Origin of the sequence: Rhizobium terrae, from assembly GCF_003425685.1 — a bacterium.
GTDB classification, from domain to species: Bacteria; Pseudomonadota; Alphaproteobacteria; order Rhizobiales; family Rhizobiaceae; genus Neorhizobium; species Neorhizobium terrae.
Map to the genome: position 1 here is coordinate 52,923 of NZ_QJKM01000015.1, position 21,702 is coordinate 74,624.

General features: G+C 62.3%; 24 protein-coding genes. 14 read left to right on the forward strand and 10 right to left on the reverse strand.

Annotation, left to right across the window (positions count from 1 at the left end; translation table 11 throughout):
* Positions 1 to 58 precede the first annotated feature (58 nt).
* Positions 59 to 604: a 50S ribosomal protein L19 gene (rplS, locus tag DMO26_RS24990; RefSeq protein ID WP_117194906.1), complete on the reverse strand. Its 546-nt coding sequence runs from the start codon at positions 602 to 604 to the stop codon at positions 59 to 61.
* 261 nt (positions 605 to 865) lie between these two features.
* Between rplS and DMO26_RS24995 the strand changes: the two genes are divergently transcribed.
* Positions 866 to 1,612 (forward strand): sulfite exporter TauE/SafE family protein, encoded by a 747-nt coding sequence (locus DMO26_RS24995; RefSeq protein ID WP_117194907.1) that lies wholly within the window; start codon positions 866 to 868, stop codon positions 1,610 to 1,612.
* A 40-nt stretch (positions 1,613 to 1,652) separates the two neighbouring features.
* On the opposite strand, the gene trmD is transcribed toward DMO26_RS24995, so the two are convergent.
* The 5 genes from trmD to ffh form a co-directional block, all read right to left on the reverse strand.
* On the reverse strand, positions 1,653 to 2,342 hold the full coding sequence (gene trmD, locus DMO26_RS25000) for a tRNA (guanosine(37)-N1)-methyltransferase TrmD (RefSeq protein WP_117194909.1): 690 nt from the start codon (positions 2,340 to 2,342) through the stop codon (positions 1,653 to 1,655).
* 5 nt (positions 2,343 to 2,347) lie between these two features.
* On the reverse strand, positions 2,348 to 2,914 hold the full coding sequence (rimM, locus tag DMO26_RS25005) for a ribosome maturation factor RimM (protein WP_117194911.1): 567 nt from the start codon (positions 2,912 to 2,914) through the stop codon (positions 2,348 to 2,350).
* A gap of 109 nt (positions 2,915 to 3,023) precedes the next feature.
* Positions 3,024 to 3,383, reverse strand: a complete 360-nt coding sequence (gene rpsP, locus DMO26_RS25010) for a 30S ribosomal protein S16 (protein WP_117194913.1) — start codon at positions 3,381 to 3,383, stop codon at positions 3,024 to 3,026.
* 92 nt (positions 3,384 to 3,475) lie between these two features.
* Complete coding sequence (locus tag DMO26_RS25015; RefSeq protein WP_117194915.1) at positions 3,476 to 3,793, reverse strand: chorismate mutase; 318 nt, start codon at positions 3,791 to 3,793, stop codon at positions 3,476 to 3,478.
* Between the two features lie 12 nt (positions 3,794 to 3,805).
* Positions 3,806 to 5,395 (reverse strand): signal recognition particle protein, encoded by a 1,590-nt coding sequence (gene ffh, locus DMO26_RS25020; RefSeq protein ID WP_117194917.1) that lies wholly within the window; start codon positions 5,393 to 5,395, stop codon positions 3,806 to 3,808.
* Positions 5,396 to 5,643: 248 nt separating this feature from the next.
* Here ffh and DMO26_RS25025 point away from each other — a divergent pair, with 248 nt between their 5' ends.
* The 13 genes from DMO26_RS25025 to DMO26_RS25085 all read left to right on the forward strand — a co-directional run bounded on the left by DMO26_RS25025 (position 5,644) and on the right by DMO26_RS25085 (position 19,380).
* Positions 5,644 to 5,949: a type II toxin-antitoxin system VapB family antitoxin gene (locus DMO26_RS25025; RefSeq protein ID WP_319025411.1), complete on the forward strand. Its 306-nt coding sequence runs from the start codon at positions 5,644 to 5,646 to the stop codon at positions 5,947 to 5,949.
* 3 nt (positions 5,950 to 5,952) lie between these two features.
* The gene (locus DMO26_RS25030) at positions 5,953 to 6,390 is read left to right on the forward strand and encodes a type II toxin-antitoxin system VapC family toxin (RefSeq protein ID WP_117194921.1); all 438 of its coding nucleotides are present in this window, start codon (positions 5,953 to 5,955) and stop codon (positions 6,388 to 6,390) included.
* Complete coding sequence (locus tag DMO26_RS25035; protein WP_117194923.1) at positions 6,387 to 7,469, forward strand: MBL fold metallo-hydrolase; 1,083 nt, start codon at positions 6,387 to 6,389, stop codon at positions 7,467 to 7,469. The genes DMO26_RS25030 and DMO26_RS25035 overlap by 4 nt, the downstream gene beginning before the upstream one ends.
* 237 nt (positions 7,470 to 7,706) lie before the next feature.
* The gene (locus DMO26_RS25040) at positions 7,707 to 8,237 is read left to right on the forward strand and encodes an RNA polymerase sigma factor (RefSeq protein ID WP_226951421.1); all 531 of its coding nucleotides are present in this window, start codon (positions 7,707 to 7,709) and stop codon (positions 8,235 to 8,237) included.
* The gene (locus DMO26_RS25045) at positions 8,230 to 9,159 is read left to right on the forward strand and encodes a FecR family protein (protein WP_117194927.1); all 930 of its coding nucleotides are present in this window, start codon (positions 8,230 to 8,232) and stop codon (positions 9,157 to 9,159) included. Before DMO26_RS25040 ends, DMO26_RS25045 begins: the two co-directional genes overlap by 8 nt.
* Positions 9,160 to 9,296: 137 nt before the next feature.
* Positions 9,297 to 11,867, forward strand: a complete 2,571-nt coding sequence (locus DMO26_RS25050) for a TonB-dependent receptor domain-containing protein (protein ID WP_117194929.1) — start codon at positions 9,297 to 9,299, stop codon at positions 11,865 to 11,867.
* A gap of 26 nt (positions 11,868 to 11,893) precedes the next feature.
* Positions 11,894 to 12,478 (forward strand): biliverdin-producing heme oxygenase, encoded by a 585-nt coding sequence (locus DMO26_RS25055; protein WP_319025412.1) that lies wholly within the window; start codon positions 11,894 to 11,896, stop codon positions 12,476 to 12,478.
* Between the two features lie 646 nt (positions 12,479 to 13,124).
* Positions 13,125 to 14,087 carry a diaminopimelate epimerase gene (dapF, locus tag DMO26_RS25060; RefSeq protein WP_117194932.1) on the forward strand — a complete coding sequence of 321 codons (963 nt, stop codon included), beginning with the start codon at positions 13,125 to 13,127 and terminating at the stop codon, positions 14,085 to 14,087.
* Positions 14,084 to 15,370, forward strand: coding sequence for a tRNA (N(6)-L-threonylcarbamoyladenosine(37)-C(2))-methylthiotransferase MtaB (gene mtaB, locus DMO26_RS25065; RefSeq protein WP_117194933.1), 1,287 nt, complete (start codon positions 14,084 to 14,086; stop codon positions 15,368 to 15,370). Before dapF ends, mtaB begins: the two co-directional genes overlap by 4 nt.
* A gap of 16 nt (positions 15,371 to 15,386) precedes the next feature.
* Positions 15,387 to 16,775, forward strand: a complete 1,389-nt coding sequence (gene ftsY, locus DMO26_RS25070; RefSeq protein ID WP_117194935.1) for a signal recognition particle-docking protein FtsY — start codon at positions 15,387 to 15,389, stop codon at positions 16,773 to 16,775.
* A 53-nt stretch (positions 16,776 to 16,828) separates the two neighbouring features.
* The gene (locus tag DMO26_RS25075; RefSeq protein ID WP_117194937.1) at positions 16,829 to 17,479 is read left to right on the forward strand and encodes a septation protein A; all 651 of its coding nucleotides are present in this window, start codon (positions 16,829 to 16,831) and stop codon (positions 17,477 to 17,479) included.
* 32 nt (positions 17,480 to 17,511) lie between these two features.
* Positions 17,512 to 18,063, forward strand: a complete 552-nt coding sequence (locus DMO26_RS25080; protein ID WP_226951422.1) for a DUF2585 domain-containing protein — start codon at positions 17,512 to 17,514, stop codon at positions 18,061 to 18,063.
* A gap of 126 nt (positions 18,064 to 18,189) precedes the next feature.
* The gene (locus tag DMO26_RS25085) at positions 18,190 to 19,380 is read left to right on the forward strand and encodes a GGDEF domain-containing protein (RefSeq protein ID WP_117194941.1); all 1,191 of its coding nucleotides are present in this window, start codon (positions 18,190 to 18,192) and stop codon (positions 19,378 to 19,380) included.
* A 9-nt stretch (positions 19,381 to 19,389) separates the two neighbouring features.
* On the opposite strand, the gene DMO26_RS25090 is transcribed toward DMO26_RS25085, so the two are convergent.
* From DMO26_RS25090 to ccmB, 4 genes are read right to left on the reverse strand one after another with little or no spacing between them, the layout of a single operon-like run.
* A complete protein-coding gene (locus tag DMO26_RS25090) occupies positions 19,390 to 19,995 on the reverse strand; it encodes a DsbE family thiol:disulfide interchange protein (protein ID WP_117194943.1) in 606 nt (201 codons plus the stop codon).
* A complete protein-coding gene (gene ccmD, locus DMO26_RS25095; RefSeq protein WP_117194945.1) occupies positions 19,992 to 20,192 on the reverse strand; it encodes a heme exporter protein CcmD in 201 nt (66 codons plus the stop codon). Before ccmD ends, DMO26_RS25090 begins: the two co-directional genes overlap by 4 nt.
* 1 nt (position 20,193) lies before the next feature.
* Entirely contained in the window at positions 20,194 to 20,964 is a 771-nt protein-coding gene (locus DMO26_RS25100) for a heme ABC transporter permease (RefSeq protein ID WP_117194947.1), read from the reverse strand.
* A 59-nt stretch (positions 20,965 to 21,023) separates the two neighbouring features.
* Positions 21,024 to 21,683: a heme exporter protein CcmB gene (gene ccmB, locus DMO26_RS25105; RefSeq protein WP_117194948.1), complete on the reverse strand. Its 660-nt coding sequence runs from the start codon at positions 21,681 to 21,683 to the stop codon at positions 21,024 to 21,026.
* Between the last annotated feature and the right edge of the window lie 19 nt (positions 21,684 to 21,702).

Genomic DNA, 21,702 nt, shown 5'->3' on the forward strand with positions numbered 1-21,702 from the left:
GCAGGCAATAAAAAAGGCGGCTCGAAGGCCGCCTTTTTCAAAAATGATGTTTCGAAGCTTATTCTGCGGAAGCTTCGGCAGCCTTGGCGGCTTCGGCAGCTTCTGCCGCTGCCTTTGCTTCGGCGGCTTCCGCTGCGGCCTTCTCGGCGGCGAGAGCCTGGGCTGCTGCAACCTTCTCGGCTTCGATACGTGCCTTTTCGTCGGCAACGGCCTGACGCTCGGCATCGTTCAGCTTGCGGGCGCGGGTGCCGGTGTTCTCGACGATACGAGCCGACTTGCCGCGCAGATCGCGCAGGTAGTAGAGCTTGGCGCGACGGACCTTGCCGCGGCGAACGACTTCGACGCTTTCGACCATCGGGGAATAGACCGGGAATACGCGCTCGACGCCTTCGCCGTACGAGATCTTGCGGACCGTGAAGCTCTCGTTGAGGCCGCCGCCGGAACGGGCGATGCAGACGCCTTCATAGGCCTGCACGCGGGTACGGTTGCCTTCCGTAACCTTCACGTTGACGCGGACGGTGTCGCCCGGCGAGAATTCGGGAAGCGTGCGCTTGGCGGCGATCTTGGCGGCCTGTTCGGCCTCAAGCTGCTGTATGATGTTCATCGTCTCAAACCTTTGGTTCTTCTGAAACAGCCAGAGCGCTCGATAAATATTCCTTGGTCACGCCTCGGAATTTGCCGTCAGGCAGAGCGGATTCGCCATCCTTTGTTGCTGGTCGACGGGAGTTTTCCCATTTCCGGCTGGGCCAATACACGAAAGAGTCCTGTTTGTCATCCCGTTGATTGCGAATTTGTGACGGAAATGCCGCCGGCTTGCCGCCCGGCACCTCTCCGTTTATGTGGGACTACGGGATGAGGAACATCGATGACAATCACAATGATCATACTGCTCGCCGTGGCGGGTTTTCTGTCCGGCGCGGTGAATGCGATCGCCGGCGGCGGAACCTTCCTGACCTTCGGGGCCATGACCCTTGCCGGGGTGCCGCCGATTTCCGCCAATGCGACCTCCTCGATCGTGCAGTTTCCGGGCTATATCACCTCGACCATAGCCTATTGGGACGAGATATCGCACCGCTGGCGCAGTGCCCTGATACTCGCCATCATATCCGTCGTCGGCGCGTTTGCGGGATCCTTCCTGCTCCTGTCGCTCGATAACCCCTCTTTCCGTGAAATCGTGCCCTGGCTGCTGGCTGCCGCGACGGCCGTCTTCGCCGCCGGCCCGTGGCTCAAACCAAAGGCTTCGGCGGAACAGCCGGCCAACTCGCCCGCCTGCATCATCGGCCAATTCCTGACGTCGATCTATGGCGGTTTCTTCGGCGCCGGCATGGGCATCATGATGCTGGCTGTCCTCGGCATCACGACCGGCGGCAGCTATCATCATCTGAACGCGCTGAAGAATATGCTGGCGGTATTGATCGCCGCCGTCGCCATCGTGGTCTTCGTCGGAGGCGGGGTCATCGCATGGCCGGAAGCACTCGTGATGATTCCCGCCGGTGCACTCGGCGGTTACGCCGGGGTCTGGATGGCACGGCGCGTCTCGCAGGCCGTCTTGCGCTGGTGCGTCGTCGCCGTCGGTATCGGATTGACGATCTATTATTTCGTGACGGGGTGAGGAATGGTCGGCGCAGCCGACGAACCGGCCCCGTGAGGGGTTATTTTGCCTTACCGGCCACCAGATCGGGCCGACGTTCGGTCGTTAATTTCCACGCCTCCTCCAGCCGCCATTTCTCGATCGCAGCGTGGTTGCCGGACGTCAGCACCGCCGGAATTTCACGGCCCTCGAAGACCTGAGGCCGCGTATATTGAGGGTGTTCCAGAAGGCCGTTCTCAAAGCTCTCGTGGGTGCCGGACAGCGCATTTCCCATGACGCCCGGCAGGATGCGCACGATGGCATCGAGCAACGTCAGCGCTGCAGGTTCTCCTCCCGACAGCACGTAGTCGCCGATCGAAACCTCTTCGAGATTGCGTGCGTCTATCACCCTTTGATCGACGCCCTCGAACCGGCCGCAGACAATGATCACGCCCTCGCTGGCCGCAATCTTCCGCACCCTTTCCTGCGTTAATGGCCTTCCGCGCGGGCTCATCAAGAGGCGCGGGCGGTCGTCCCCCTCGGAAACATGATCGATCGCCTTGGCGAGGATATCCGGTTTCAGCACCATGCCGGCGCCACCACCGGCCGGCGTGTCGTCCACCGTGCGGTGCCTGTCCTCCGCAAAATCGCGAATCTGTACCGGTTCGAGCGACCACTGGCCGCGCTCCAGCGCCTTGCCAGCCAGCGAATAGGCAAGATGCCCCGGAAACATTTCCGGGTAAAGGGTCAGGATCGTGGCGCGAAAACTCATCGCGCCTACTTGCCCTTCTTGGGAAAGTTCGGGGCCGGCCCGTCATCCTCGGGATTTTCCGTGAGGCCGGCCGCATCGGGGTCGATCAGCATTCTGCCGGCTTCAAGATCGATTTCCAGGACGGCGGCTTCGGAAAAGGGAATCAGCGCCGGGCGGCGGCCAGGACCTTTCAGTTCCAGCAGGTCGCCCGCGCCGAAGTCGTAGACGGCACTGACGGTGCCGTAACTCTTGCCGTCCCGATCGACAGCCTCGAGGCCTTCGAGATCGGCGTAATAGAACTCGTCGTCTTCCAGTTCCTCGTCGGGCAGGTTTTCCCGTTCGATGAAGAGGTCTAGTCCCGTCAGCGCTTCTGCGGCGTTGCGGTCGTTGATGCCGCGGAAGCGGACGACGACGACGTTTCTCGCCTCGCGGATTTCGAGAACCTCGAAGATCCGGCCATCCTCGCTATGCAGGTTGCCGTAATCGCCGAGCGCCGTCGGATCGGCGGTGTAGGATTTTACGCGCACTTCGCCCCTGAGGCCCTGTGCGGCACCGACGGTCGCCATCAGAACTGGGTTTTCGAGCTTGGCCATAGTCGGGATCTCGTTACAACGGGCTCATTTAAGCTTTGTGCGCACAAAAGCAAACAGCAAAACGGGCAGCACGTCGCCGCGCCGCCCGTCGAATTTCATGCTGCAGGGATTATTCTGCGGCAGCGGCTGCGTCGGCGGCCTTCTGGGCGCGTTCCTTGGCGCGCTCTTCAGCCTTCTTGCCCGGCTTTGCCTTTTCCGGATTGTTCTTTGCGTCGCGCTGGGCAAGGCCGGCCTCGGAAAGGAAGCGCAGGACGCGGTCGGTCGGCTGGGCACCCTTGGCGATCCATTCCTGGATGCGCTCGGCGTTCAGCTCGACGCGCTTGGCGTCGTCCTTGGCGAGCATCGGGTTCCACGAGCCGAGCTTTTCGAGGAAGCGGCCATCGCGCGGGGAGCGGGCGTCGGCAACGACGATCGTGTAATACGGACGCTTCTTGGAGCCGCCGCGGGCGAGACGAATCTTCAGGGACATTGCATTTACTCCTTGAGGTTTCTGGGCCGCCGTCCGGCGGTCCGGGTTCTGATAGAAGCCGCCTTCAGGCGGGTTCATTCGTTTTGGTTTGGTTACGCGGTTTGCTTGGTACCGCCGTGTTCGGCGGCGATGGCTTCATGATGCCGGATGACTTCCTTGATGACGAAGTTCAGGAACTTCTCGGCGAAATCCGGGTCCAAATGCGCTTCCTTCGCCAGGCGGCGAAGGCGCTCGATCTGGTATTCCTCGCGCGCCGGGTCGGCCGGCGGCAAATCGTACTGGGCTTTGAGGACGCCCACTTCCTTGGTGCAGCGGAAACGCTCCGCCAGCATGTGCACGAGCGCCGCATCGATGTTGTCGATCGACTGGCGGTAGCTCGAAAGCCTGGCCTTCACTTCGGGATCAACCACGAACTTCCTCCCTCACTTCTTCTTGGGCAGGCCGGGAAGACCCGGGAAGCCACCACCGAGGCCGGGAAGCTTTGCGCCGCCCAGGCCCGGCAAGCCCCCCATTCCACCGCCCGGAAGACCCGGCATCGAACCCGGCTTGATGCCGGCGGCTTCCGCCTGTTTCTGCAATGCCTCAAGCTGCTTGGGGTCGAGCTTGGAAAGATCCGGCATGCCGCCCATTCCGCCCATGCCACCCCCAAGGCCGCCAAGCCCCATCTTGGAGGCAAGGCCGCCCATCATCTGCTTCATCATGCCGCCCTTGCCCTTGCCGCCCATCATTTTCATCATGTCGGCCATCTGGCGGTGCATTTTCAGAAGCTTGTTGATTTCCGCGGCGTCCGTGCCGGAGCCGGCGGCAATGCGCTTCTTGCGGCTGTGCTTCAGGATGTCCGGATTGGCGCGCTCGGCCCTGGTCATCGATTGGATGATGGCGATCTGGCGGTCGAACATCTTGTCGTTCATGCCGGAGGCGGCAAGCTTGTCCTTCATGCCGGCCATGCCCGGCATCATGCCCATGATGCCGCCCATTCCGCCGAGCGATTTCATCTGCTTCAGCTGTTCGGCGAGATCGTTGAGATCGAACTTGCCCTTGGCCATTTTCTCGGCCATGGCGCGCGCCTTTTCGGCGTCGATATTTTCCGCGGCCTTCTCGACCAGCGAAACGATGTCGCCCATGCCGAGGATGCGGTCGGCGATGCGGCGGGGATGGAATTCCTCCATCTCGGTCATCTTTTCGCCGACGCCGATCAGCTTGATCGGCTTGCCGGTGACGGCGCGCATCGAAAGCGCGGCACCGCCGCGGCCATCGCCGTCCATGCGGGTCAAGACGAGGCCGGTAATGCCGACGCGCTCGTCGAAATTGCGGGCGAGGTTGACGGCGTCCTGGCCGGTTAGGCTATCGGCGACGAGCAGGATTTCATGCGGATTGGACTTCCGCTTGATCTCCGCCATTTCCTGCATCAGCGGCTCGTCGATATGGGTACGGCCGGCGGTGTCAAGGATGACGACGTCATGGCCACCGAGCTTGGCGGCCTGCACGGCGCGTGCGGCGATATCGGTCGGCGACTGGCCGGCGATGATCGGCAGCGTGTCGACACCGGTCTGCTGCCCAAGCTGGCGAAGCTGTTCCTGGGCTGCCGGGCGGCGCGTGTCGAGCGACGCCATCAGCACCTTCTTCCTCTCGCGCTCGGTCAGCCGCTTGGCGATCTTGCCGGTCGTGGTCGTCTTGCCCGACCCCTGCAGACCGACCATCATGATGACGACGGGGGCCGCGGCGCGCAGGTCGATGCCTACACCTTCCGAGCCGAGCATCTCGACCAGCTCGTCATGGACGATCTTGACGACCATCTGGCCGGGTTTGATGGACTTCAGGACTTCGGCGCCGACGGCTTTTTCGCGCACCCGGTCGGTGAAGGAGCGAACGACTTCCAACGCGACGTCCGCTTCGAGCAGCGCACGGCGAACCTCGCGCAGAGCAGCGGTTACATCCGCCTCGCTCAATGCGCCGCGGCCGGTCAGTCCACTCAAGATGGAGCCAAGACGGTCCTGGAGGCTTTCGAACATCGTTTCTTCCTTTTCCACGTTTCGGAATGCCCGAAACGTCGGGTCTTTCTGCGACGAAAACAAGACGCCCAGGAGCGGGCAAAACCAAAAAGCACCCGAGGGCGCAACGCGCTGTCGGATGTTGACCTCCGGGCTCGGTCAATTCGGCCCCGGTCGGCGGCTTCAAGTCGTGACTTGTCAGCAGATTGGCGGGCTTAAACAGGAAACGGGCGGAAAAGTCAACCGAATGTTGAATATTCAGCTCTTGTGTGAATATTCAATGGGCTTATATTGAATATTCAGCACGCTCCAACGCATTGGTTGCAACAATGTCTCTTTATATACGCGATCACAAAGTCGATGAACTTGCCATCGAGGTTATGCGCCGGCTTGGCACCAAGACCAAGACCGAGGCCGTGCGCCTGGCGCTGGAGAATGAGTTGAGGCGGGCGGAGGAGGGCGTGTCGTTGCGGGAACGGGTCAAGGCGATCCAAGATCGCGTTGCAGCCCGGATGGGGCCTTATGCATACAAATTCGATCAAAAGGCTTACATGGACGAGATGTGGGAAGAATGATCGATGTTTCTTGACGCATCAGCCGTTGTTGCCATCCTGACCCAGGAAGAGGGGGCGGATGTCCTGATCGATAAGATCGACAACTATCGCGGATCAATTACGTTTTCTTCGGTGACGATATTTGAGGCTGTGATAGCCCTTGCTCGCAAAGCTGCAGTCAGCGTTTACGGTGATCAGCGGCCTACTCCGCCGGTAATGATCGCCGAGGCGCAAAGCGACGTGGAGATGTTCCTGCGCAGCATCGGCGCTAGCGAAATAGACATGCCGAATGGCCTGTACCACACGGCTCTCGAGGCTGCGCAGACTTACGGCCGCTTTGTCGGCCATCCGGCTCGCTTGAATTTCGGTGATTGTTTTGCCTATGCCGCCGCCAAGACGCTAAAGTCCAAGCTCTTGTTCATCGGTGACGACTTCTCCCGGACGGACATCGAGGCAGCATGAACCGTCGCAGATTTCTCAAATGGACCGGTATCGGAGCGATTGCCGCCCTGTTGGGCGGGGTCGCCGCGAGGGGAGCCATGGCTGGCAACACGTATTATTCCGGCCCCGTTTCCGATCATTTCGACGGGACGATCTTCTTCAATCCAGGCGGCATCGACCCGCGCGGCGGGTTCGATCTCCTGCGCTGGAAACTCAACGGCAAGAACGTCGCCTGGCCGGAAAGCTTTGCCAGCCCGTTCCCGCAGGCCGTGCCGGAAACGCGCGTTTTCGAGGGAAGGCTCGTGGTCACCATGATCGGCCACGCTTCGATGCTGATCCAGGTCGCCGGCCTCAATATCCTCACGGATCCGGTCTGGAGCGAGCGGACGAGCCCGTTTTCCTTCATCGGTCCGAAGCGGGTCAATGCGCCCGGCATCCGCATGGGCGACCTGCCGCCGATCGATTTCGTCATCGTCACCCACAATCACTACGACCATCTCGACCTCGAAACCCTGTGGGTGTTGCAGGGCCGCGACAAGCCGCATTTCGTCACCCCCCTCGGCAATGATGCGATCATCCGTTCGCGCGTGCCGGATGCGAGGATCACCGTCATGGACTGGGGCGGGCGCGAGGAGATCGCGCCGGGCGTCCTGTTCCATTGCGAACCCTGTCATCACTGGTCGGCGCGCGGCATGGGCGACAGGCGCATGGCGCTCTGGGCGGCCTTCGTGATCGAGACGCCGGCCGGCAGGATCTACCATGTCGGTGACACCGGCTTTCACCAGGGCATCAACTACCGGGCGGCAAAAGAGAAACATGGCGGCTTCCGCCTCGCCAATCTGCCGTTCGGCGCCTATGAGCCGCGCTGGTTCATGGTGGGGCAGCACCAGAATCCCGAAGAGGCGGTGGAAGGCATGCTGCTCTGCGACGCCGCCTTCGTCGCCGGCCATCACTGGGGTACGTTCAAACTGACCGACGAGGGGATCGAAGAGCCCGTCAAGGCATTGCACGCGGCCCTTGATACGCGAGAGCTTCCTCGCGAACGCTTCAGGCCGATGCGACCGGGCGAAGCCTTCGAAGTGCCCGCGGTCACGGCCTGAGTGCTCGAACCGTTGCGGGAATGCAACAGGCCTTGCCGGATCGGCAAGAAACCCGGCGGCGTCGGCGCCGTCGGGTTCGCATGCAACATCCTGATTTCACATTAAATGATGAGTATTTAAATCATCTTTGTCCGTTTTCCTTTGAGCGGTTCCAAATCATTGATGTTGAATCGAATTTCCCCGGGCGCTAAGCGCGGCCATGGTGGTCAGGCGTCTTTGAACCTCGGGAATACGGATTTGGACATCAGCCTAGTCGAACAGCTGCAGCAGACCGAGGAGGGGAAGCTGCAGCGGTTCTTTCTTCGGCGGCTGCGCAACAGGGAGGATGCCGCGGACGCGACACAGGAAACTTTCCTGCGGCTGCTTACGGCTTCGCCCAGGGAAGATCTTCGCAATCCGCACGCCTATCTTTTCCAGATCGCGAAATCGGTGGCGCATGGCATCACCGCCCGGCTGATGCGCGACAGCGCCCTGTTCACCGAGGAGATCGACCAGACGCAGGTCCCCGACGATGCGCCGAGCCCGGAACGGATGGTTGCCGCGCGCCAGCAGCTGGGGTTGCTGATCGAGACGATCAGCGCGCTGCCGCCGAAATGTCGGGTTGTTTTCGTGCTGAGCCGCCTCGAAGGGCTTTCCAACGGTGAAATCGCCGAAAAGCTCGGAATTTCCCGGAATATGGTTGAAAAACATATCATCCGGGCCCTGATGGCTTGCCGTCAGGCCCGCCTTGCGTCATTGCCTCCAGGCGGGGGAATTTCAAATGACTAATGTCTCAGATAAGGCGCGCGAAGACGCCGTCGCCGAAGAGGCGGCGGGTTGGGTCGCGCGCTTGAGTTCGCGGGACGCGACAGCCGAGGACCGGCGGCATTTCGAGGAATGGAAAGCCCACAGCCCGGCGCATGCCGCCGCGTTTGCGGAGATGAGCGGCCTTTGGGGCGATCTCGCGCAGGTGCCGAAATCGGTCGCGCCGCGTCGTCGCCGTTCTGTCGGAAGCGGCATCGCTGCCCTGCTTCTGATGGGCTGTCTTGGCGCCATCGCCAACGAGGTCGGTCTGGTCGACCGGTATCGCGCGGATTTCTATACGCCGGTCGGCGTCGTCCGGCGCGTCGATCTCGACGACGGGTCGGTGGTGACGCTCAATACCGACAGCGCCATTCAGGTGAAATACGGTGTTGCCGAGCGACGCATCGTTCTTCTGCGAGGCGAGGCTTTTTTCGACGTCGCGCCCAATGCGGCAAAGCCCTTCGTGGTCAGCGGCGATGAGACCCAGGCGATCGCGCTTGGTACCCATTATGCCGTCAAGATTGGAAAACGGGATGAGGTCATGGTCCAGGAGGGGCATGTCGCGGTCACGGCCGGCCAGCAGCGTACGGTGCTGGATGCGGGGGGAATGGCCGAACTCGACGATAACGGCATGCTCCTGACCCATACCGGCGATGTCGCCAGCCTGACGAGTTGGCGAAGCGGCAAGCTGGTCTTCTCCGGTCGCCGGCTTGGCGACGTGGTGGCCGAACTCGGCCGCTACCGGAACGGCCGCATCCTCGTGCTCGACGACAAGGTTTCCGCGCTCCGGGTCAGCGCGGTCTTCGATTCAGGCAATGTCGATCAGGCGCTCGACGCCCTGCAGCAGAACCTGCCGATCCAGGTGACCCGCCTCGGCGGCTGGCTGACGATCGTTCGCGGGCGCTGACCGGACGTCCCTTTCAAAAACATGATCCCGCCGATCATCTTTTTCCGAAATCGACGTCAGGAGGATGGGCCTTCCCTCGCTCATAGGCATCAGGGGCCGCAATGAGGGCGGCATGATCGCGAGTGCAGGGGGTCTGGATGAGTTTGGTCGAAATGAGGTTGGCGGGGCCGGTTTTGTCGCGGCATCTGCGGATGGCGCTTGCCGGCGTATCGTTGCTGGCCGGCATGGCGCCGGCGGTGGCACAGCAGCCGACGGCCGTCCAGTCGCGGGCGGCTGCGATCTCCATTCCCGCCGGACCGCTTGAGACCGCGCTGCTTTCGCTCGGCCGGCAGACGGATCTGCGCCTCGTCTATCGCAGTGAGATCACCACCGGAAAGACCACGGCCGGCGCGACGGGCGCGCTCAGCCCGGCGGACGCGCTCGCGCGGCTTCTGGCCGGCACCGGCATTTCCTACCGGATCAGCGGCAATACCGTCACCCTCGATGCAGGCGCCGCCTCGGCCACGTCGGCTGTCGGAGAGGATGCCGATACGACGCTCCAGCCGATCGTGCTGCGCGACGGCGGTTCCGGCGCCGCCGCCGATCAGCCTTACGAGACGCCCGGCTCGACCGACTATATTTCTCGGGAGGAAATCGAGCGGTTTCGCGGTTCGAGCGCCGGAGACATCTTCAAGAACACGCCGGGCGTGATCTCCGCCAACAGCCACAACGGCGGCTCGGTCAATGTCAACATCCGCGGCCTGCAGGGCCAGAACCGCGTGCGCGTGGCGATCGACGGCACGCAACAGACGACCACGACCTGGCGCGGGTATGCCGGCGTCGACGACAAGACCTATATCGATCCGGACCTGATCGGCGGCGTGTCGATCAGCAAGGGCCCCTCCGGCGGTGCGGCCGGCGCCGGCGTCAATGGCGGGGTCGTCGGCATCCGCACGCTGAACGCCAAGGATATTGTCGAGGACGGCAAGCAGTATGGCGGCCGCCTCCGGATCGGCGCGCAGGACAATACGACCTCGGATTTTTCTATCAATTCCCAGGTCCAGCAGACCGATCCGGCCGGGTTCTTCGATTTCAGGAACGGTAACGGTTCGGTGGCTCTCGCCACGGTGCAGGACAATTTCGATTTCGTGATCGCCGCGGCCCGCCGGTATCGCGGCAATTATTTCGCCGGCGAAAAAGGTCCGACCACCTACCGGTTCAACAACCGCGACTACCTTCTGTCCTACACCAAGCCGGGCGAGGAGGTCTTCAACACGTCGGCTGAATCGACCTCGTTCCTCGCCAAGGGCACGCTCTATTTCGACGATGCCCAGAGCCTCGAACTCGGTTATGTGCGTTATGAAAGCACCTTCGGCGAGGCGCTTCCCTCCCTTCTTTTCACCCAGGACGAAACGTTCCGCCAGGCGAAGCTTTCGAGCGTGGTGACCGACACGTTCACGGCCCGTTACCGCTACAACCCGGACGACTTGACCGACCTCAAGGTCAATGCCTGGATGAGCATCGTCGACCAGACGAATATCTCGACCGGCCTTGCTTTCTACCTGCCGCCGTTCATCACCCCGACCACCCGTCCGCCGGGCGACGATCCGCGATATGCGATGACCCACACCTGGGGCGGCGACATTTCCAATACCAGCAAGTTTGACACGGACTATGGCAATGTCAGCGTCAATTACGGCGCCTCCTACCTCATCGAGGACATCGATTCCCGGCCCTATCTCAGCCGCGGCTACATCACCGACCGTGGCGTATTGATGAACCCCAGCATCGGCAGCCGCGAAATCTCCAGCCTGTTTGCCGCCGGCGAATGGGAGGCGACCGACTGGCTGACCTTCAATGCCGGATTGCGCTACGATCACTACCGTCTCGAGGACGACGGCATAACCTCGACGACCGGCGTTCGTGAGAGAGACGGCGGACGTCTCAATCCCTCGATCAGCACCACCATCGAACCGATCGACGGGCTGCAGTTCTATGCGCTTTATGCGGAAGGCATGCGGCCGCCGACCATGCGCGAAACCATGGGCAATGACGGCAACGTCACGCCCAACCCCTATCTCAAGGCGGAAGTGGCGAAGAACTGGGAGATCGGCGTCAACCTGAGCAGGGATGGATTGATCACCGACAGCGACTCCGCCCGGCTGAAGCTTTCCTATTTCAACAACAACTACACGGATTACATTTCCCGCGTGCCGGCCGTCCCGGTTCCGGGAATGCCGGTCTTTACCTTCGACAATCTGGAAAAGGCACGCTTCTCCGGCGTGGAGGTCTCCGCTGCCTATGACATGGGCATGTTCTTCGTCGAAGGTTCGCTTACCTATTACACGGATTATGCCTTCTGCCGTACGTCCTCGACATGCTCCGACACGACCGTGGACATGGATTATGCGGCCAACCACATGCCGCCGGAGATCATGAAGCGGCTGACGATCGGTACGCGCCTCTTCGACGACAGGCTGTCTGCGGGCATCCGCGTCACCCAGGCGGGCGAGCGCCTGTCGCCGGTTACGCCGAGCGCCCGCCAATATACCGGCATGTGGGTGCCCTATACGACGGTGGACGCCTTTGCCACCTATAAGATAACAGATAACCTGACATTCGATCTGCAGGCGGAAAACCTGACCGATCGCTATTACATCGACGCGCTGGATGGCTGGAACCCCGCACCGGGACGGACCATTAGAGCGATGCTGACCGCCAAGTTCTAAAGGGTCGGGGACGAGAAGACATGCAGATGGAACTGAAGACCGCCGAAGCGCCGACCCGGATCCAGCGCCTCAAGGCGCTTACCGACACCACCCATGAGCGCCTCGACAAGCGCATCATGGCGGCCGATCCGTTCGCCAGCCGCGATCGTTATGCCCTCTTCCTCGACGTCCAGCACCATTTTCATGCGGATGTGGATCCGCTCTACAACGATCCGCGGCTGAACCGGCTGCTGCCCGACCTCGCAGACCGGGCGCGGCTTGCGGCACTTCGCCAGGATATTGCGGATATCCGGGGCGTCATGCCTGCCGTGGCCAGGGTTGAGGCGGAACTGCAGCCGATCCCGGCCGCGCTCGGCTGGCTCTATGTCGCGGAAGGTTCGAACCTCGGTGCGGCCTTCCTGCTCAAGGAGGCGGCGAGGCTCGGCCTGTCGGAGGAGTTCGGAGCCAGGCATCTCGCCCCGCATCCGGCCGGCCGCGGCCTTCACTGGCGTAGCTTCGTTGCGGCCTTCAACGCACTCGACTTTTCCGGAGCGGATGAAGCCGAGATCGCGGAAGGCGCCAAATCCGCCTTTCGCCGCGTTCATGCGCTGGTGGAAGAGATGTTCGCTTAGGCGGCTTGTTCGCTTCCGCCGGATGGAGATCAGGGGAAGCCGTGCCGCCTGCTAAATCCCTCTGCACTGCCGGGCAGAGGAGGACACGAGACAGCTTTCAGTGCCGGTTCCTGCATTTCAACCGGGGACAAATAGCGGTGCCTTTCGAACATCTTCAATGACTTACGTCATCTGTCATCCCCGCCCCCTCTCCCGCGCCTATCATTGTCCCGCTTCCGTCGCCGGAGTGTTTCGCGAGACGTTCGCGGGCAGGCGGGGGCCGGCGCTTTCATCGGAACCGTAACGTGCGGGGAAGGTGGAAGAGGTGAAAGCTATGGGAGAGGGGTCGCAAGACATCTTTCCCTATCAAGCCTCCCCCTGGCCGCCGGGCCGGGTTCGGTTGAGCCGTGCAAGTGGTCTGAGAAGGCTACGCAGCGAGGCGAGGTGACCACCTGTAGGGACCGGAAGTCCTGACAAGACGCCGAAGGCCACGCGAATGCGGAGCCACATATTAAATCATTTGAGGTTCCGCATTCGTGTGGGCTCTCCGTCAGCCGTTATGGTTCACCGTAACGGAAGTCTCGGCATGCCTGCCACTGGTAATTCCCCCGCATTTCCGCCATATACGGTCAGGAAACGGGCCTGTGGCCCACATGGAATCGGTGTCATGGCAGAACTGGTCGAATTCGCGCGGATGAACGGGCTTGGCAACAAGATCCTGGTCGTCGACATGCGCAAACGAACCGGCCAGGTGGCGCCTCAGGCCGCGGTCGCGCTGAATGCCGAGCCGGCCACCCGGTTCGACCAGATCATGGCGATCCACGACCCCAGGGCGGAAGGCACGGATGCCTGGATCGACATTCTGAATTCCGACGGTTCGAAGGCGCAGGCCTGCGGCAACGGCATGCGCTGCGTGGTCCAGGCGCTCGCCGCCGAGACCGGCCGCAAGACCTTCACCTTCCAGACGGTCGCCGGCATCCTGAATGCCGAGGAACATGCCGACGGCACGATTTCCGTCGATATGGGCAGGCCGGTCTTTGCCTGGGACAGGATTCCGCTGGCGGAAGAGTTCTTCGACACGAGCCGCATCGAACTGCAGATCGGCCCGATCGACGCACCGATCCTGCATTCGCCCTCGGCCATGTCGATGGGCAATCCGCATGCGGTGTTCTGGGTCGACCGCGATCCGATGGAGTACGATCTCGAACGTTTCGGGCCGCTTCTCGAAAATCATCCGATGTTTCCGGAAAAGGCCAATATCACCCTGGCTCAGGTCATATCCACTTCGTCGCTGCGCACCCGCACGTGGGAACGGGGTGCCGGTCTGACGCTCGCCTGCGGTTCTGCCGCCTGTGCCTCTGCCGTTTCCGCCGCCCGCACCGGGCGTACCGGCCGCAGAGTGACGATCGACGTCGCCTCCAGCCCGATCCGCCAGCCGCTCGTCATAGAATGGCGCGAGGATGATCACGTCGTCATGACGGGTCCGGCGGAATGGGAATGGTCCGGCAAGGTGGATCCGCAAACCGGCAGCTTCACGTGCGACGAAGCGCCTGAAGCCGAATCTCCCCGCAGGAACGAGCCGGAGGCCAAGTCTCCTCGCAAGAACGAGCCGGGGGCTCGGGTCAATTGAGTGGCGTCGAGGTCATCACCTTCGGCTGTCGGCTCAATACCTATGAATCGGAAGTGATGCGGGCCGAGGCGGAAAAGGCCGGGCTCAACAACGCGATCCTCGTCAATACCTGCGCAGTCACCGGCGAGGCCGTCCGTCAGGCCCGCCAGGCCATCCGCCGGGCGCGGCGCGAAAATCCGCATGCGCGCATCATCGTCACCGGCTGTGCGGCGCAAACGGAAAAAAAGACGTTTGCTGACATGGCGGAAGTCGACGTGGTGCTCGGCAACGAGGAAAAGCTGAAAAGCACGTCCTATCGCACTCTGCCGGATTTCGGCGTTGCGGCGGAGGAGAAGCTCCGCGTCAACGACATCATGAGCGTGAGGGCGACCGCACCGCAGATGGTAAAGCACATCGACGGCCATGTGCGCGCCTTTATCCAGGTGCAGAACGGCTGCGACCATCGCTGCACCTTCTGCATCATCCCCTATGGCCGCGGCAATTCCCGCTCCGTGCCGATGGGCGCGGTGGTCGATCAGGCCCGCCGGCTGACGGAAGGCGGCTATCGCGAGATCGTGCTGACCGGCGTCGACGCCACCAGCTATGGCGCCGATCTGCCGGGGCAACCCTCGCTCGGGCTTCTCGCCAAGACCCTGCTGAAGCAGGTGCCGGAGATCCTGCGCCTGCGCCTTTCCTCGATCGACAGCATCGAGGCGGACAAGCACCTCTGGGAGCTGATCGCCGACGAGCCGCGTTTCATGCCGCATCTGCACCTCTCGCTGCAGCATGGCGACGACATGATCCTGAAGCGGATGAAGCGCCGCCATTCGCGTGCCGAAGCGCTGGCCTTCACCGAACAGGCGCGCCGCCTGCGTCCTGGGATCGCCTTCGGCGCCGATATGATCGCCGGTTTCCCGACCGAGACGGAAGAGATGTTCGAAAACGCCGCGACGCTGGCGGAGGAGGCGGGCATTTCCTTCCTGCATGTCTTCCCCTTCAGCCCACGTCCCGGCACGCCAGCGGCGCGCATGCCGCAGGTCGATCGCGGGTTGGTGAAGGACCGGGCGGCAAGGCTGCGCAGCCGTGGCGAGGCTCTCAATCGCGCCCATCTCGACCGCATGGTCGGAACCGAACAGACCGTCATCATCGAAAACAACGGCATGGCGCACACGGAAAACTTTTCGCTGGTTGCGGTGCCCGGTCTTGTACCCCGCGACCTCAAGCGCGTTATCATTACCGGCCATAACGGCAGGCATCTGGACATGCAGGTGGCGCCGGCCCCTGCTTCTTCACGGGCGGCGTAACCGGAACGGAATTCTCATGGCTTTGGGCTTCATCAAACGAGTCTTCACCTTCGGCAAACCGGCCGAGGAGCCGGCGCCCGAGGCTGCCAGGCCCGAGGACATCGCCGCCATTGAGGCGGAGCTGGAGCCGAAATCGCGCGACGAAGACCTACCGCTCTCACCGGTCGATCCCGTCGCGCCGACCGAAATCGAAACCGCGGGCGGCCCTTCAGCGGATGTCGCTTCGGCGATTGTCACCGAGCCTTCAGGGTTGGAGACTGCCGAGGATGATGAGCCGGGGTTTCTTTCCGGCGTCGAAGCCGCGCCCGATATCGGCATGGTGCCGCTGTCCTTGTTGCAGGCGGAAATAGAGGCTGAAGAAGAAGACATTGCGTCCGCCGAAACATCCCCCTCGGATGAAGCGGTTCGTATCGAACCAACCCTCCCTAAAGGCTTCTCCACCTCCCGCCCGGAACCTGAACCAGCCCCAATTGCCCCTCAGCCGAAACTCACCTGGTTCCAGCGACTGCGCGCCGGTCTCGCCCGCACGTCGTCGCAGCTTACCGGCCAGATCACCGCGCTTTTCACCAAGCGCAAACTGGACGAGGACACGCTGGAGGAACTCGAAGACCTGCTGATCCAGGCCGATCTGGGCGTCGAAACCGCGATGCGCATCACCGGTGCGCTCTCCTCCGAGCGCTACGGCAAGGATGTTTCCGGCGAAGATGTCTCGCGCATCATGGCGAGCGAGATCACCAAGGTTCTGTCTCCGGTCGCCAAGCCTCTGGCGCTGGATCTCAATCACAAGCCGCATGTCATCCTCGTGGTCGGCGTCAACGGCACCGGCAAGACGACGACGATCGGCAAGCTCGCTGCAAAACTCTCCGGTGCAGGTCTCAAGGTCATGCTCGCCGCCGGCGACACCTTTCGCGCCGCCGCGATCGAGCAGTTGAAGATCTGGGCCGATCGCACCGGTTCGGAATTCATCGGCACCAAGCTCGGCGCCGATGCGGCAGGCCTTGCCTACGATGCCTACGAACAGGCGCGGGCCAAAAAATCCGACGTGCTGATCATCGATACGGCCGGCCGGCTGCAGAACCGCACCGAACTAATGGCGGAACTCGAAAAGATCGTCCGCGTTCTCGGCAAGCTCGATCCCGACGCGCCGCATACCGTGCTGCAGACGCTTGACGCCACGACCGGGCAGAACGCTATGAGCCAGGTGGAGATCTTCCGCAACGTAGCCGGCGTCAGCGGTCTGATCATGACCAAGCTCGACGGCACGGCACGGGGCGGCATCCTCGTCGCCATCGCCGCCAAGCACAAGCTGCCGGTCTATTTCATCGGGGTCGGCGAAGGCGTGGAAGATCTGGAACCCTTCGAAGCGCAGGATTTTGCGCGCGCCATTGCGGGTTTGACGTATTGATGCCACAGAAAGACGATTTGGCTTCGCCGGAACAGGCTTCAAAGTTGGAACTAATGCAGACGATCGAAAGCGACATCACGCCGACCAAGGAAGAAAAGCAGCATCCGATGCTGAAGCTGGCGCTGGAACTCGGCCCGCTCCTCGTTTTCTTCCTCGGCAATTTCAGGGGTGAATGGCTGGTTACCCAGTTTCCGGTCCTGTCGACGATCGGTGGTCCGTTGCTCGTCGCGACGGCGCTTTTCATGGTGGCGACCGTCATCTCGCTGATCGTCTCGAAGATCGTTTTCCATCACCTGCCGGTCATGCCGATGGTTTCCGGCGTCGTGGTGCTGATCTTCGGTTCGCTGTCGATCTGGCTGCAGGACGAGACCTTCATCAAGATGAAGCCGACCATCGTCAATACGCTGTTCGGCACGGCACTCCTGGTCGGTCTGATGTTCGGCAAGTCGCTGCTCGGTTACGTCTTCAATGCCGCCTTCCAGCTCGACGAGGCGGGCTGGAAGAAGCTGACGCTGCGCTGGGGCATCTTCTTCCTGTTCCTCGCCGTGTTGAACGAACTGGTCTGGCGGAACTTTTCCGATGCCGTCTGGGTCAATTTCAAGGTCTGGGGCACGATGCCGATCACCATCGCCTTCACGCTTTCCCAGATGCCGCTGATCATGCGCCATACGCTTCAGGAGCCAACGGCCGAGGCCGAGAAGTGACCGCGGCGGATTTATCGCCGTCCGGTTCGTCGATCCGGCGCTGGCTCGGCGCAGCAATCGTCCTCTTCCTTCTGCAGATAGCCGTTCTTTATGCGGTGGGCCGCATTCCGATCTGCGAATGCGGCTATGTGAAGTTCTGGGAAGGCGGGGTGAACACCGGTGGCAATTCCCAGCACCTTTCCGACTGGTATACGCCTTCCCACATCATCCACGGCTTCCTGTTCTATGGCCTCGGCTGGCTGGTGCTGCGGCGCGCGCCGATCACCGCGCGGCTGTCGCTGGCGGTGCTGATCGAGGCGGCCTGGGAAATCCTCGAAAATTCCCCGATCATCATCGACCGGTACCGCACCGCCACCATGGCGCTCGGATATACGGGCGACAGCATCATCAATTCCGCGATGGACACGGTGTTCATGGCATTGGGGTTCTTCGCCGGGTCCAGGCTGCCGATATGGCTAACGGTGGCGATCGCCATCTTCTTCGAACTGCTGACGGGTTATATCATCCGCGACAACCTGACGCTCAACGTGCTGATGCTGATCTGGCCGGTCGATGCGATCCGCACCTGGCAGGGCGGGCTTTAGACCGCGTCGTCGTGATACAGCTTTGATCCACGGCTTCTCCGGACTGGTTAAGTTTTCTTAACGGGCACCTGTTAGTTTTTGCGGGGTAGCACAAGGTCCCGGAGGAATGCTTCGTGCGGGGGTTTTATGGAATCGCACGATAATTTCGCCTATTTATTGCCCTTCATCTTTTTCGTTTTCGGATGCACCTTCCTTTTCCTCCGACGTTGGGGTTCTGACTCGGCCCATCACTGGGGAATAGGATATATCGCCGCCGCGCTCGGTTTCGCCTCTCCGCTGCTGCTGTCGGAGCTTCCGGTCGAGGCGCGGGCGATCATCTCCAACGCACTCTTCTTCGCCGCCTTCTTCTTCTACGGCGAAGCGCTTTACAGCCGCTTCCGGATTCTTCCGGCGTTCAACGCGCGGATATTCTTCTGCGCGGTCGCGATGGCGGGGATCGCCTATCTCGTCGTCGTGGCGCATGACCTGAAAGGCGAGCTGATCGTCAGCGATCTCGGCTGCGCGATCCTGCTTCTCATCCCGCTCTGGCAGACCCGCGGCCATCTCAGCCGGCCGGTCGACCGGGTGCTTATCGGCATGGTCGGTCTGGTGGTGGTCGAAACGCTGGTGCGCGTTTCATCGCTGATTGTCTTCGCATCGGGAGATGCCTATTCATCGCTGGATGATTTCCTTTCCTCCGACTATGCCTTCGTCATGCAGGTCGGCGCGAGCATTCTGGGCTTCCTGCTGGCGCTGACGGTGCTCGGCATCGTCATGCTGGATGTGGTCGGCCAGCACCGCCACGCGGCTGAACACGATCCGCTGACCGATCTCCTCAACCGCCGCGGTTTCGAGCGGGCAACTCCCGATTTCGCAAGGGACGCCTTTCCGTCCGGCGCAGTGCTGGTCTGCGACATCGATCACTTCAAGCTCGTCAACGATCTTTTCGGTCACGCGGCGGGAGACAGCGTCATCGTCGGTCTGGCGAAGGTTCTTCGCGACGGGCTGCCGAAGGAAGCGCTGGCGGCGCGTTTCGGCGGCGAAGAGTTCGTGGCTTTCCTTCCGGGCGTTACACTTGCGGAGGCTGGCGTGCTCGCCAATGCGATCCGGCTGACCTTCGGCGCCCGCAACTGGCGCGAAGGCGGAATCGACCAGCAGGTGACCGCGAGCTTCGGTGTGTCTTCCACGGCGCGTGGCGACCATTCGATGCATGACGCGATCGGACGGGCGGACGCCTGCCTCTATGCCGCGAAAGCCGGCGGACGCAATCAGGTGGTGACGGAAGGCAGCCAGCCGGCGAACATGCCGCGGCACCTGCGGGTCATCTCGGTCGCCTGAGCGATCTCGTCAGCCCTTGGCGGCCGCAGCCTTTTCGATCGCAGGCATCAGATCCTGGGTGAGGCTGCGCTCGTCGAAAGGTCCGACGCGCTTGTAGAGGATCGTGCCGTCAGGCCCGACGAGATAGCTTTCCGGGATGCCGTAAACGCCCCAGTCGATCGCTGCCTTGCCGTTCGGGTCGACGCCGATCGCCTTGTAGGGATTGCCGAGCTCGCCGAGGAAACGGAGCGCGTTGTCGTTGCGGTCCTTGTAGTTGATTCCGACGATATTGAGCCGGCTATCTTTCGACAGCTCCTTCAGGATCGGATGCTCTTGCCGGCAGGGCACGCACCAGGAGGCGAAGACATTGACGAGCGTCAGCTTGCCGGTCACGGCGGCATCGGTCAGCGCGGCGGTGTTCGAGCCTTCGAGCGGCGGGAGAGCCAGAGAAGGAGCCTTCTTGCCGATCAGCGCCGAGGGAATGGCGGAGATGTCGCGGCCGTTGACGTCCTGGTCATAGAGCATCTTGCCGGCGACGGCCGCAAAGCCGAGAAAGACGACGAGCGGAATCAGCGCGAGTGCGTAACGGGCGAAATCCTTGCGTTCCGCCGGACGGTTTTCGGTCTCGACGCTCATGCCGTGTCGCCCTTGACCGCGTCGCCCCTGGCCGCGTCATTGCGCGGCTGCGCCGAACGACGGCGGATGCCGGAGGCTTCGAGTTCGGCCAGCTCCTTCTGTCGGGCGCGCCCATCGAGCCATACCCAACCGGTCAGACAGAGCGTCACGATCGCGGTCACGGCATAGGACATGGCGATGTAGAACGTATGGGTCATCTCACGCCTCGGATCCCGGTGTCCGGCCTGCCATGCGGGCTGCCATGCGCCGCTGGGCGGTGATACGGCGGCGCCAGATCTCGTTGCGCATCGCCATCACATGCAGGGTGAAGAAGAGGGTCGTGAAGGCGATTGCCATGAACAGCAGCGGCCAGAGGAATTCCTGGTCGATGGTCGGGCCGTCCATGCGGATGACGCTCGCCGGCTGGTGCAGCGTGTTCCACCAATCGACCGAGAATTTGATGATCGGTATGTTGACGAAACCGACGAGGATCAGCACGGCGGAAAGGCGGGCAGCCCTGCCGGGGTCGTCCATGGCGCGGTTCAGCGCGATCAGACCGAGATACATCAGGAAAAGCACGAAAACGGAGGTCAGCCGCGCATCCCACACCCACCACGTGCCCCACATGGGCTTGCCCCAGAGCGAACCGGTGGCGAGCGCGATCAGCGTGAAGGCGGCACCGAGCGGGGCGGCGGCCTTGTGCGACACGTCGGCCAACGGGTGGCGCCAGACCAGCGTGCCGATTGCCGAAACCGCCATGACGGAATAACACATCATCGACAGCCAGGCGGCGGGCACATGCACATACATGATGCGGACCGTCATGCCCTGCTGGTAGTCGCCTTCCGTCGTAAAGCTCAGGTAAAGCCCGATCGCGAACAGGATCGCCGTCGCGCCGGCCATCCACGGCAGAATGCGTGCCGCCAGGCCCAGGAAGCGCGTCGGGTTGGCGAGATCGCTGAATTTGGTGATGGCGAGACTTTCGGTCATTGAATCTTTCTAAACTGCGGAAGCGCCTGACGTCTTGATCGTGGTCAATCGCATTCTAGTCAGTCATTGGTGTTTCTCAAAGCCAGCGCTGCACCAAGCGGGCCGATCACGGCAAAAAACATTGTGATCGCCACCAATATCAAGAAAGGCGGCATAAACGGGGCGGGATCCTCGACGGCGGCATAGGAGGCGCTGACGCCGAAGATCAGCACCGGGATGGCGAGGGGCAGGACGAGGATCGACACCAGCAGCCCGCCACGCGGAAGCGTGACGGCGACCGCCGCGCCGACCGCGCCGATGAAGGTCAGCGCCGGCGTGCCGACCAAGAGCGTCAGCATGGTCGCGCCGACCGCGATCTCGCTCATGTTCATGAAAAGGCCGAGCAGCGGCGAGGCAACGACCAGCGGCAGGGCATTACCGAGCCAGTGCGCCAGGCATTTGACGAGCACGGTGAGGACGAGCGGCTGTTCCTGCATCAAGAGAAGATCCAGCGATCCGTCCTCGCGCTCGGTCTGGAACAGCCGGTCGAGGCCGAGGAGCGCGGAGAGGAGAGCGCCGATCCAGACGATAGCGGGGCCGATGCGGGACAGGAGGTTCAGGTCCGGCCCGACGCCGAAGGGGATGACGGCGACGACGGTCATGAAGAACAGGACACCGATCAATGCGCCGCCGCCGGCACGGACCGAGAGTTTGAAATCGCGGAGGAGGAGGGCGGTCATTGTACCCGCCCTCGGCAGA